The sequence below is a fragment of the Polymorphobacter megasporae genome (genome assembly GCF_018982885.2).
Classification (GTDB): domain Bacteria; phylum Pseudomonadota; class Alphaproteobacteria; order Sphingomonadales; family Sphingomonadaceae; genus Polymorphobacter_B; species Polymorphobacter_B megasporae.
In genome coordinates this window covers 1,632,108-1,644,772 of sequence record NZ_CP081848.1, presented here as the reverse complement: position 1 = coordinate 1,644,772, position 12,665 = coordinate 1,632,108, and the positions used below count along the sequence as shown (strand labels likewise).

Sequence of the window (12,665 nt, the reverse complement as noted above, 5' to 3'; positions counted from 1 at the left end):
CCGATGCGTCCGTTCACTTATTCACTGGCGGCCGATGCCCCCGAAGCGGTCCGCCAGGCGACTGTTCCCGCCGATGCGCACGTCCGCGCCCCTGTCCAGTTGATGGGCGGCGGCACGACGCTGCTCGATCTGATGAAGCTCGATGTCATGCGCCCCGACGCGGTCATCGACATCACCCCGCTGGCGACCGCGCGCTATGGCAATATCGAGGCTTCGGCGACCGAGCTCCGCCTCGGGGCGCTGGTGCGGATGAGCGATGCCGCCGAGGATCACGCCGTGGTCACCGACTATCCGGTGATCGCGCAGTCGCTCGGGTTGGCGGCAAGCCAGCAGCTTCGCAACATGGCACGGCTCGGCGGCAACGCACTCCAGCGGACGCGCTGTTCGTACTTTCGCGACCCGAGCTATGAGCAGTGCAACAAGCGCAACCCCGGGTCGGGCTGCGCCGCGATCGACGGGTTCAACCGGCTTCACGCCGTGCTCGGAACCAGCGAGCACTGCATTGCGAGCTACCCGGGCGATTTCGCGCAGGCGCTGATCGCGCTCGATGCGACCGTCGAAGTGCTCGGCGCCGGCGGAGCACGATCGATCCGCTTCGCCGATCTCCACCGCCTGCCGGGGTCGACCCCGCACATCGAGACGAGCCTCGCCCCCGGTGAGATGATTACCGCTTACGTCGTCCCTGCCGGTCCGTGGACGCGGCGGTCGGCGTACATCAAGGTCCGTGACCGCGAGAGCTATGCCTTCGCACTCGCCAGCGTCGCAGTCGCACTCGACATGGACGGAACGATGGTGCGGTCAGCGCGGATCGCGCTCGGCGGTGTCGCGACGGTCCCTTGGCGCGCGGCCGAAGCCGAGGCTTTGCTCGCAGGCAAGCCGCTCGACGAAGCGGCTGCGCACAAGGCTGCCGACGCTGCGTTCGCCGATGCCAAAACCCATGAACACAATGCCTATAAGGTGCCGCTCGGCAAGGCGACGCTCGTCCGCGCGTTGCTGACCACCCAGGCGATGGAGCTCTGACGATGGCCGATTACACCGCTCCCGTGCCGGTCCCCGGCAAGAACATGGGCAAGGCCGATGCGCGCATCGAAGGCCGCGAAAAGGTCACTGGCGCGACACAATATGCATCGGATTTTCCGGTGTCGAACCCGGCCTTCGCCTATCTCGTGACGAGTGCGATCGCGAATGGCAAGATTCGCGGCTTCGACCTCAAGGCGGCCAAGGCAATGCCCGGGGTGGTCGAAATCTTCACCCACGAGAACGCGCCCAAGCGTGAAGACGCAGGTTTCTTCGCCGAGGGCGGCTATGTCACGACGGGCTTCGATCCGCTGGGCTCGGCTGAGGTCAAGTTCGCCGGGCAGATCATCGGTGTCGTCGTCGCCGAAACCTATGAGATCGCCCGCGACGCGGCGCACCGCATCGTCGTCGACTACGCCCCGGGCGACCCGTCGGCGAGCCTCGAAAGCCGCGGCACCGAGACGGTCGATGCGGCGAAGGTCGCCAAGGGCTGGAAGGACAAGACGGCCGGTGATTTCGACAAGGCGTGGGACAGCGCCGAGGTCAAGATCGAGGCGGGCTATACGACGCCGACCCAGCACCACAACCCGATTGAATTGTTCACCACGACCGCGGTCTGGCACGGCGACGAGCTGACGATCTACGAGCCGAGCCAGTTCGTCTGGGGCCTCAAGAACGGCGTCGCGAAGCAGCTCGACGTCGATCCGGCGAAGGTCACCGTGATCGCGCCATTCGTCGGCGGTGCGTTCGGGTCGAAGGGGATGATGACCCCGCGTACCGGGATCATCGCCGCCGTAGCACGGGCGATTCACCGCCCGGTTAAGCTCGTCGCGACAAGGACGCAGGGCTTCACCGTATCGACCTATCGCGCCGAAACCCGCCACGCGATCAAGCTTGGGGCCGACAAGTCGGGCAAGCTCACTGCGCTGAGCCACGATGGATGGGAGCTGACCAGCCGGACCGACGACTATAAGGTCGGCGGGACCGAGGCGACGACGCAGATGTACGCGATCCCGAACGTCACATCGAAGGTGCACATCGTCCGTGCCGATCGCTCGACCCCTGGGTTCATGCGTTCACCGCCGGAGGTGCCGTACATGTTCGCGCTCGAATGCGCGATCGACGAGATGGCGGAGAAATGTGGGATCGACCCCGTCGAGTTCCGCCGGATCAACGACACGATGAAGAGCCCGGTCAGCGGCGACAAATTTACCTCGCGCCACCTGGTCGAGTGCTTCGACGCCGCGAGCGAGGCGTTCGGCTGGTCGAAGCGCAACCCCAAGGTCGGGTCGATGGTCGATGGTGACTGGCTCGTCGGTTATGGCTGTGCGTCGACCTGCTATCCGGCGAACACGATGCCCGCGACCGCGCGCGTCCGTCTGTCACCCGACGGTCACGCCCGAGTCCAGATCGCGGCGCACGACGTCGGTACCGGCGCGACGACGATCATGGGTCAGGTCGTCGCCGAGGCGTTCGACATCCCGCTGTCGCAGGTGACTGTCGAGATGGGCGATTCGCGCCTGCCCCCCGGACCCGTCGCGGGCGGATCGATGACAACCGCGAGCGCCGGGTCGGCGGTAAAGGCGGCGTGCGACAAGGTGATCGCTAAGTTCGGCAACCGCCTGCCGACGGGCGATGCGCTGGCGGCGGCCTTCAAGAAGATGAACACCGGTGTCGTCGAGGAATACGCCGAATGGGCCCCGCCGAAGACGAGCGGCGGCGTCGCCAAATTGTACGAAGGTCACATGGCCGGCGGCAGCGACTCGCCGACACCGATCCTCGCATATGCGTATGGCGCCGAGTTCGTCGAGGTCCACATTCATTCGCGGACGAAGGAAATCCGCGTTCCGCGCATCACCGGCGCGTTTGCCGGCGGGCGCATCATGAACCCGCGGACCGCGCGCTCGCAGTTGATGGGCGGATTGATCTGGGGCGTGTCGTCGGCGCTTCACGAGGCGACCGAGATCGACGAGAAGCGCGCGCGCTACGTCAACGACAATATCGCCGAGTATCTGATCCCGGTGAACGCCGACATCCGCTCGGTCGAGGTCATCCTCGTCCCCGAGGTCGATGACCAAGTGCCGATGGGCGCGAAGGGGCTTGGCGAGCTTGGCAACGTCGGCACGAATGCGGCGGTGGCCAACGCGGTCTATCATGCGACCGGCCAGCGTATTCGCGAACTCCCGATCACGATCGACAAGCTCATCGCATGACCGCGCGGCCGGGCGCGTAAACCATCTCCGGGGGATTGCCATCCGCGCTGCCGTATGGCGTTGCTGCGGCGCGCAATGGATGAGCAGTGATGAGTGACGCCGACCCCGGGCCGTACGAGCCGGAAGTAATCGTCGAACGCCCACGGCGGCGGTGGTTGAGCACGATCGTCGTGCTGATCGCAATCGCCTTCGGTTGCCTTGTCGCCTGGTATCTCGCGAGCAACGCCAAGTCGGGCGGGGCGAGCGGACCGCCGGGCGCGAGTGGCGCACCCGGGTCGGGCGGCGCGAGCGGCGGTCGGCGTGGCGGGCGTGGCGGCGGCGGCGGTATGGTGACTGTCGGGACGGCGACGGCGATCACCACCGACGTGCCGATCACAATCGACGCGCTCGGCACTGTCACCTCGCCGGTGACCGCGACGATGCGAACCCAGATTGCCGGGCGGTTATTCACCGTCAACTTCCGCGAAGGCCAGATGGTCAAGAAAGGCCAGCTCCTCGCACAAGTCGATCCGCGCCCGTACCAGCAGCTGCTCGACCAGGCGAAGGGGACGCTCGCACGTGACCAGGCGCTGCTGTCGGCGGCGAAGGTCGACCTCACGCGCTATCAGACGCTGCTCAAGCAGGATTCGATCGCGAGCCAGACGGTCGACACGCAGGCGGCGCTCGTTCGCCAATATGCCGGCACCGTCACCACCGACAAGGGCGCGGTCGGCGCGGCGCAGCTCAACCTCGGCTACACCAGCGTCAATGCGCCGGTCTCGGGCCGGGCCGGTTTGCGTGGGGTCGACGTCGGCAATTATGTCTCGCCCGGCGACACCGCTGGCATCGTCGTCATCACCCAGATCTCACCGATCGACGTGCTGTTCACGTTGCCGCAGGACCGTGTTCCGGCTGTGCAGGCGCGGATACGTGCCGGTGCCTCGCTGCCCGTCACCGCGCTCGACCGCGACGGCGGCGCGGTCGTCGCGCAGGGGATGTTCTCGACGCTCGACAACCAGATCGACACGACCACCGGCACGGTCAAGGCGAAGGCGCGGTTCACCAATACCGACGGTGCGCTGTTCCCCAACCAGTTCGTCAATGCACGGTTGCTTCTCGACACGGTCAAGGGCGCGGTGACGATCCCGGCGACCGCGGTGCGCAACGGCCCGCAAGGTAACTTCGTCTTTGTCGTTGGTCCCGGATCGAAGGCGAAGCTGACCCCGGTGACGCTCGGCCCGACGTCGGGCGACAATGTCAGCATTACCAGCGGCATCGCCGCCGGGACGGTCGTCGTGACCGAAGGTGCCGACAAGCTCAAGGACGGCGGCGCGGTCATGCTGCCCGGGGCGCACGGCCGTGGCGGACCGGGTGCCGCAGGCGGCGACGCCGCTGGAGCGAGCAGCGGCGGCCATCGCCACCGTCACGCCGCCCAGCCCGATGGCTGACGCAGCTCCGCCGGTCGCGGTCCCGGCCGAAGACATCGGGCGCGCCAGCCCGTCACGGCCATTTATATCGCGCCCGGTCGCGACCGCGCTGCTGATGATCGCGATCGTCTTGGCGGGCGGGGTCGGCTTCAAGCTGCTGCCGCTCGCGGCGCTGCCGCAGGTCGACTTCCCGACGATCCAGGTGACGACCGGCTATCCCGGCGCGTCGCCTGAAGTCATGGCGGCGACCGTCACCGCCCCGCTCGAACGCCAGTTCGGCCAGATGGAGGGGCTTAAGCGCCTGTCGTCGGTCAGTTCGGGCGGGACGTCGGTCGAGACGCTCCAGTTCAACCTCGGCCTGCCGCTCGACGTCGCCGAGCAGGAGGTTCAGGCGGCGATCAACGCGGCGACCTCGCTGCTTCCCGCCGATCTCCCCGCGCCGCCGGTCTATGCCAAGGTCAACCCTGCCGACGCGCCGGTCCTGACGCTCGCGGTGACGTCGAAGACCCGCCCGCTGACCGCGGTGCAGAACATCGTCGACCAGGAGCTTGCGCAGAAAATCTCGCAGGTCGCGGGCGTCGGCCAGGTCAGCCTGTCGGGCGGCGCGCGCCCCGCCGTCCGCATCCAGGCGAACACGCAGCTGCTCGCATCGTTCGGCATCGCCTTCGACACGCTGCGCACCGCGATTGCCGCCGCCAATGCGAATGGGGCGAAGGGCAGCTTCGATGGCAATGCGCAGGCGTTCACGATCGACGCCAACGACCAGTTGTCGACCGCCGACGAGTATCGCAACCTGATCGTCGCCTACCGCAACAGCGCGCCGATCCGGCTGCGCGACGTCGCGACGGTGATCGACGGGGCCGAGAATTCCAAGCTCGGCGCGTTCGTCGGCACCGAACCGGCGATCATCCTCGACGTCCGCCGCCAGCCCGGCGCGAACGTCATCAAGACCGTCGACGCGATCAACGCCATCCTCCCCGAGCTTCGCGTCGGGATGCCGCCCGACATCGAGGTGCGGACGCTAGCCGATCGGACCACCGGCATCCGCTCGTCGGTCCGCGACGTCGAGTTCGAACTGCTGTTCTCGGTCGCGCTCGTCGTGCTGGTGATCTTCGCCTTCCTCGGATCGATCCCGGCGACGATCATCGCCTCGATCGCGATGCCGATCTCGCTGATCGGCACCTGCGGGGTGATGTACCTGCTCGGCTATTCACTCAACAACCTGACGCTGATGTCGCTGACGATCGCGACCGGTTTCGTCGTCGACGATGCGATCGTCGTCATCGAGAACATCAGCCGCCACATCGAGGAGGGGATGAAGCCGTTCGCCGCTGCGGTTCGCGGTGCCGCCGAGATCGGCTTCACCATCATCTCGCTGACCGTCTCGCTCATCGCGGTCCTGATCCCGCTGCTGTTCATGGGCGACGTCGTCGGGCGGCTGTTCCGCGAGTTCGCCGTCGCTCTGGCGGTGACGATCGTCATCTCGGCGATCGTCGCGCTGACCCTCGTGCCAATGATGTCGGCGCGGCTGCTCAAGTCGCATTCGAGCGACAGCGGTTTCGCCCGGCGGACGCAGGCGTTGTTCGACCGTGTCGTCCATCGCTACGACGGCGCGCTGACGTGGGTGCTCAACCGCAGCGGGCTGACATTGCTGATCTTCGTCGGCACGCTGATCCTGACGGCGCTCCTGTATATCCTCATCCCGAAGGGGCTGTTTCCTGTGCAGGATACCGGGCAGGTTCAGGCGGTCGTGCGGATGTCGCAAAGCGTCGCCTACGACCGCGCCGGTGTGCTCCAGAACGACGTCGCGCGGGCACTCGCCGCCGATCCGGCGGTGCTCAGCCTGAGCTCGTACCTCGGTGTCGACGGGACCAACGCGACGCAGAACAGCGGGCGGCTGCTGATCAATCTGCGCGACAAGGGCGACCGCGACGGCAGCCTCGACACGGTCATCGCGCGGCTGCGCGACCGCGCCTCGCACGTCGCGGGGACGACGGTGTGGTTCCAGCCGGTGCAGGACCTGTCGATCGACGCCGAGACCGGGCCGACCGAATATCGCGTCAGCCTGACCGGGGCGACGACCGCCGACGTCGCGACGTGGTCGGAAAAGCTCAGCGCGCAGATGCGGACGAGCCCCAAGCTCGGCGCGGTCGTGTCCGACGTCCAGAGCGAAGGGCTGTCGGCGTATGTCGACATCGACCGCGACACCGCTGCGCGGCTCGGGATTACCGCGAGCGCGGTCGACGACGCCCTGTATAATGCCTTCGGCCAGCGGATCATCTCGACGATCTTCACCCAGTCGAACCAGTATCGCGTCATCCTCGAGGCGATGCCCGGCGAGCTGACCGGGGTCGAGGGGATCGGCCGCCTGCAGCTCCAGTCGTCGACCGGCAAGGCGGTCCCGCTCGCCGCGATCGCGCGGATCGGCGCGCGACAGGTGCCGCTCGCGATTACCCATGTTGCTCAGTTCCCGGCGTCGACGATCGGCTTCGATCCTGCGCCGGGCGTCAGCCTTGGGACCGCGGTCAAGTCGGTACAGACCGCAGCGACCGCGATCAACATGCCGGCATCGGTGTCGCTGACCTTCCTCGGCGCGGCGGACGCATTCCGCTCGTCGTTGTCGAACCAGCTGTGGCTGATCCTCGCGGCGGTGGTGACGGTCTATATCGTCCTCGGCGTGCTGTATGAGAGCTACATCCACCCGCTGACGATCCTTTCGACGCTGCCGTCGGCGGGGATCGGTGCGCTGCTGATGCTGATAGTCACGGGCAACGACCTCGGCGTGATCGGCATCATCGGGATCGTGCTGCTGATCGGCATCGTCAAAAAGAACGCGATCATGATGATCGACTTCGCGCTGTCCGCCGAGCGCGAGGGCGGCATGAGTTCGCGCGATGCGATCCACCAGGCGGCGCTGCTGCGCTTCCGCCCGATTTTGATGACGACGCTCGCCGCGCTGTTCGCCGCGGTCCCGCTGATGGTCGGCTGGGGCGAAGGGTCGGAGCTGCGGCGGCCGCTCGGCCTAGCGATCTTCGGCGGGCTGATCGTCAGCCAGATGCTGACCCTGTTCACGACGCCGGTGATCTACCTCGCGTTCGACCGGCTCGCGACGGGGCGGAAGAAGGGCGGACCGCACGCGCGGATTACGACGAAGCCCGTCAAGGCTCCGACCGCAGTCCACGCCGAATGAGCCTGTCTTCGCCCTTCGTCAGGCGTCCGATCGCGACGATCCTGCTGACGATCGGCATCGCGCTGTCGGGGATCGCGGCGTATTTCGTCCTGCCGGTGTCGCCGCTGCCCCAGGTCGACTTCCCGACGATCTCGATCAACGCCAGCCTGTCGGGCGCGTCGCCGGCAACGATGGCGTCGTCGGTCGCGACCCCGCTCGAACGCCGCCTCGGCACGATCGCCGATGTTTCGGAGATGACGAGCCAGTCGGGGACCGGATCGACGCGGATCACCCTCCAGTTCAACCTCGACCGCGACATCAATGGCGCGGCCCGCGACGTCCAGGCGGCGATCGCGGCGTCGCGGGTCGACTTGCCGGCGACGCTCAGGTCGAACCCGACGTACCGCAAGATCAACGCCGCCGATGCGCCGATCATGATCCTCGCGCTGACGTCGAAAACGCGCAGCGCCTTCCAGATTTACGATGCGGTGTCGAACATCGTCCAGCAGCGGCTGAGCCAGGTCGACGGCGTCGGCGAGGTCCAGATCGGCGGCGGCTCGCTGCCGTCGGTCCGGATTGACGTCAATCCGCTCGCGCTGGCACACCTCGGCCTCAGCCTCGAGGACGTCCGCGCCGCGATCGCCGCGACCAACCCCAACCGGCCGAAGGGGACGGTCGACGCGGGCGGGCAGCGCTTCCAGATCTACACCAGCGCCGCGCGCCGCGCCGCCGCCGATTATCGTCCGCTGATCATCGCCTATCGCAACGGCGCGGCGGTCCGGTTGAGCGATGTCGCCGAGGTTACCGACGGCCCCGAGGACGCGCGGACAATCGGCCTGTTCAACGGCAAGCCAGCGGTCGTCGCGATCATCAGCCGCCAGCCGGGCGCGAACATCATCGCCGCGGTCGAGGCGGTCAAGGCGCAGCTCCCCGGGCTCCGCGCCGGGCTGCCTGCCGACATCGACATGGCGATCGCGTCCGACCGCACGACGACGATCCGCGCAAGCCTGCGCGACGTCGAGGTCACGCTGCTGATCGCGACGTTGCTCGTGGTGCTCGTCGTCAGCGTGTTCCTGCGGTCGTGGCGCGCGACGGTGGTGCCCGCGGTCGCGGTCGTGGTGTCGCTGCTCGGAACGCTTGGCGTGATGTATCTGCTGGGGTTCAGCCTCAACAACCTGTCGCTGATGGCGCTGACCGTCGCCACCGGCTTCGTCGTCGACGATGCGATCGTCGTGCTCGAGAACATCGTCCGCCACATTGAGGACGGGATGCCGCGGATGGAGGCGGCGCTGACGGGCGCGAAGGAGGTCGGCTTCACTGTCCTGTCGATCTCGATCAGCCTCGTCGCGGTGTTCATCCCCTTGCTGTTCATGGGCGGGATCGTCGGACGGCTGTTCCGCGAATTCGCGATCACGCTGTCGGCGTCGGTGATGATCTCGCTCGTCATCTCGCTGACGACGACGCCGATGATCTGCGCGTTGCTGCTCAAGGACAAGTCCGACGAGACGCCGGGACGGTTTGCGCGCGTGATCGAGGGCGGATTCGACCGAACGATCAGGGGATACGCCAAGGCGCTCGACTGGGCGCTCGACAATGCCGCGCTGATCCTGCTGATCCTCGTCGCGACGATCGGAATCAACGTCTATCTGTGGGCGGCGATCCCCAAGGGCTTCTTCCCCGAGCAGGACACCGGGTCGTTGAACGGCGGCGTCCGGCTCGACCAGCGCTCCTCGTTCGCCGTCTCCGCCGCAAAGCTGACCCAGCTGACGACGATCGTCGCGCACGATCCCGATATCGCGACCGTGGTCGGCTTCACCGGCGGCGGCGGCAGCCGTGGCGGCGGCGGCGGTTTCGCCTTCGCCCAATTGAAGCCCAAGGGCGAGCGCAGCAGCGGCAGCAACGCGGTCATCGCCCGGCTGCGCCCGAAGCTCGCGCGCGTCGCCGGCGCGGCGCTGTTCCTCTCGCCGGTCCAGGACGTCCGCGTCGGCGGGCGGCAGGGCAATGCGACCTACCAGTACACGCTGTCGGGCGATGATGCCGACACGCTGCCGGGCTATGCCGACAAGATGGTCGCGATCCTGAAGCGCAGCAACGTCCTGACCGACATCGACGCCGACACCCAGCAGAACGGGGTGGAGACGTTCCTTACGGTCGACCGCGACCGCGCCGCGCGACTGGGAACCACCGCGCGCGACGTCGACAACATCCTGTACGACGCCTTTGGCCAGCGCGGCGTGTCGACGATCTACAGCGACCTCAACCAGTATAAGGTGATCATGGAGGCGGCGGCCCCGTTCCGCCTCAACCCCGATGCGCTGGCGAATATCTACGTCCCCGCAAACGCCCCGCAGGCGGCATCGCGCGGCGGCGGGACGAGCGCGGTCGCGGCAGGCAGCATCATCGGCGCGACCGCAACGACCGCGCAGAACGCCGCCGCTCCCGCCGCCGGGTCGAACGGCGATGTCCAGGCGTCGGGCAGCGCGCTGTCGGCGGTGGCGTCGACGATGATCCCGCTCGCCGCGTTCAGCCACTACGACACCCGCGCGACGGCGTCGTCGATCAATCACCAGGCAGGATCGCCCGCCGCGACGATCTCGTTCAACCTCGCGCCCGGCAAGTCGCTGTCCGATGCGACCCCGGTGATTGCCGACGCGCTCGCACAGGTCCGCGCCCCAGCCGATGTCCACGGCAGCTTCGCCGGGACCGCGAAGGCGTTCCAGGACTCGCTCAAGTCGACCCCGCTGTTGATCCTGTCGGCGATCGTCGTGATCTACATCGTGCTGGGGATGCTCTACGAAAGCCTGATCCACCCGCTGACGGTGCTGTCGACATTGCCGTCGGCGGGGGTCGGAGCGGTCATCGCATTGCTCGCAAGCGGCACCGAATTCTCGATCATCGCGCTGATCGGCGTCGTCCTGCTGATCGGAATCGTCAAGAAGAACGCCATCCTGATCATCGACTTCGCTCTCGCCGCCGAGCGCGAGCAAGGGCTGTCGCCGCGCGAGGCGATCACCCGCGCATCACTGCTGCGCTTCCGCCCGATCGTCATGACGACGCTCGCGGCGGTCCTCGGCGCGGTGCCGCTGGCGATCGGGTGGGGCGAGGGTGCCGAGCTGCGCCACCCGCTCGGCATCGCGATCATCGGCGGCTTGCTCGTCAGCCAGGTGCTGACGCTGCTCACCACCCCGGTCGTCTATCTCGCGCTCGACCGCTTCCGCCACCGTTCGCCTCAAGAGCGCGCGGCGGCGCGGCTGCACCCGGAGTTCGCATGAAGCGTGTCCTGCCCATTGCCCTGACCGCCGCGTTGCTCGCGTCGTGCACCGTCGGGCCGAACTACAAGCGGCCGACCGACCTGACGCCGCCGGCATTCAAGGAGGCCGCCGGCTGGACCACCGCCGTGCCGGGCGACCTGCTCGACAAGGGGCCGTGGTGGACGGCATTCAACGACCCGGTGCTCAACGATCTGTGCGCGCGGATCGAGGTGTCGAATCAGAACGTCGCGGCAGCAGTCGCGGCGGTCGAGCAGTCGCAGGCGCTGGTCCGCGAGGCGCGCGCCGGACTCTTCCCGACGCTCGACATCACGCCGGCGGTGACCAAGTCGGGCGGCGGCGGCAGCAACGGCACGATCATTACCAGCGGCGGCGGCATCGGTACGACGACCGGCGGCAGCACGATCGGAACTGGAACAGGGACGACGACCGGCGGCACCGGCAGCTCGACGGTCGGCTCGACCGGCAGCGGTGAGCGTTACCGGCTGACCGGTGGTGCCAGCTGGGAACCCGACCTGTGGGGCCGCGTCCGCCGAACCGTCGAGCAGGCGAAAGGCAATGCGGCCGCAAGCGCCGCCGACCTCGCCGCCGCACGGCTGTCGGCGCAGTCGACGCTCGCGACCGACTATCTCCAGATGCGTTCACTCGACGCCGAGATCGACCTGACCGTCGCCACCGGCAAGTCGTACGACCGCGCGCTCCAGATCACGCTCAACCGTTATAATGCCGGCGTGTCGGCGAAGACCGACCTCCTTCAGGCGCGGACGCAGGTGGCGAGCACGCGCGGCGACTTGGCCGAACTCGTTCGCCAGCGCGGCGTCCTCGAACATGCGATCGCCGTCCTGACCGGCGAGGCCCCGGCAACCTTCGTCATCCAGCATGCGGCGTGGGCGCCGGTCGTCCCCGCCGTCCCCGCCGAAGTCCCGTCGACCCTGCTTCAGCGTCGCCCCGACATCGCCGCCGCCGAGCGCCGCGTCGCTGCTGCCAACGCCGGCATCGGCATCGCCGTCGCAGCGTTCTACCCGAACCTGACGCTGACCGGGTCGGTCGGCCAGTCGGCGACGTCGATCGGCAGCCTGTTCAACGGCAGCGCCTTCCTGTGGTCGCTCGGCGCGTCGCTGGCGCAGACAGTGTTCGACGGCGGGCTCATCCACGGACAAGTCGCAGCGGCGCGCGCAACGTGGCGTGAGTCGGTTGCGACCTACCGCCAGACCGTCCTGTCGGCGTTGCAGGATACCGAGGACCAATTGATCGGCGCACGCCAGCTGGCGGTGACCACCACACTGCGGCAGGCGGCATCGGCGGCCGCCGACGAGACCGAGAAACTGACGCTCAACCAGTACCTCGCCGGGCAGGTCGACTACACCACCGTCGTGACGGTCCAGGCGACCGCGCTGACCGCACGGCGGACGCTCGTCACCGCCGTGGCCAACCAGCAGGCGACATCGGTCAGCCTGATCCGCGCGCTTGGCGGCAGTTGGGAAACGACGTACCGGACGCCGCCGCCGGCCGGATAAGCGCTGTCCTACACCTCTGGCCCTGCGCTAGCGGCGATCCGGGTCGGTCGCCCACGGGTGGCTTCGTCAGCGCT

At 67.8% G+C, this 12,665-nt stretch carries 6 protein-coding genes; all 6 read left to right on the top strand.

Annotation, left to right across the window (positions count from 1 at the left end):
- The first annotated feature begins 3 nt into the window (after positions 1-3).
- Positions 4-1,020, top strand: a complete 1,017-nt coding sequence (locus KTC28_RS07670; protein ID WP_216708357.1) for an FAD binding domain-containing protein — start codon at positions 4-6, stop codon at positions 1,018-1,020.
- Between the two features lie 2 nt (positions 1,021-1,022).
- Positions 1,023-3,230 (top strand): xanthine dehydrogenase family protein molybdopterin-binding subunit, encoded by a 2,208-nt coding sequence (locus KTC28_RS07665; protein WP_216708356.1) that lies wholly within the window; start codon positions 1,023-1,025, stop codon positions 3,228-3,230.
- Between the two features lie 89 nt (positions 3,231-3,319).
- On the top strand, positions 3,320-4,657 hold the full coding sequence (locus KTC28_RS07660) for an MdtA/MuxA family multidrug efflux RND transporter periplasmic adaptor subunit (RefSeq protein ID WP_216708355.1): 1,338 nt from the start codon (positions 3,320-3,322) through the stop codon (positions 4,655-4,657).
- Positions 4,569-7,826: an efflux RND transporter permease subunit gene (locus tag KTC28_RS07655; RefSeq protein WP_439650115.1), complete on the top strand. Its 3,258-nt coding sequence runs from the start codon at positions 4,569-4,571 to the stop codon at positions 7,824-7,826. Before KTC28_RS07660 ends, KTC28_RS07655 begins: the two co-directional genes overlap by 89 nt.
- Positions 7,823-11,077, top strand: coding sequence for an efflux RND transporter permease subunit (locus tag KTC28_RS07650; protein ID WP_216708354.1), 3,255 nt, complete (start codon positions 7,823-7,825; stop codon positions 11,075-11,077). The genes KTC28_RS07655 and KTC28_RS07650 overlap by 4 nt, the downstream gene beginning before the upstream one ends.
- Positions 11,074-12,591, top strand: a complete 1,518-nt coding sequence (locus KTC28_RS07645; RefSeq protein WP_216708353.1) for an efflux transporter outer membrane subunit — start codon at positions 11,074-11,076, stop codon at positions 12,589-12,591. The genes KTC28_RS07650 and KTC28_RS07645 overlap by 4 nt, the downstream gene beginning before the upstream one ends.
- Positions 12,592-12,665 lie beyond the last annotated feature (74 nt).

What these genes read in the sequence shown, in the direction of transcription:
- KTC28_RS07670 (WP_216708357.1), top strand. Translation starts at nt 4, where the DNA reads ATGCGTCCGTTCACTTATTCACTGGCGGCCGATGCCCCCGAAGCGGTC.
- KTC28_RS07665 (WP_216708356.1), top strand. Translation starts at nt 1,023, where the DNA reads ATGGCCGATTACACCGCTCCCGTGCCGGTCCCCGGCAAGAACATGGGC.
- KTC28_RS07660 (WP_216708355.1), top strand. Translation starts at nt 3,320, where the DNA reads ATGAGTGACGCCGACCCCGGGCCGTACGAGCCGGAAGTAATCGTCGAA.
- KTC28_RS07650 (WP_216708354.1), top strand. Translation starts at nt 7,823, where the DNA reads ATGAGCCTGTCTTCGCCCTTCGTCAGGCGTCCGATCGCGACGATCCTG.
- KTC28_RS07645 (WP_216708353.1), top strand. Translation starts at nt 11,074, where the DNA reads ATGAAGCGTGTCCTGCCCATTGCCCTGACCGCCGCGTTGCTCGCGTCG.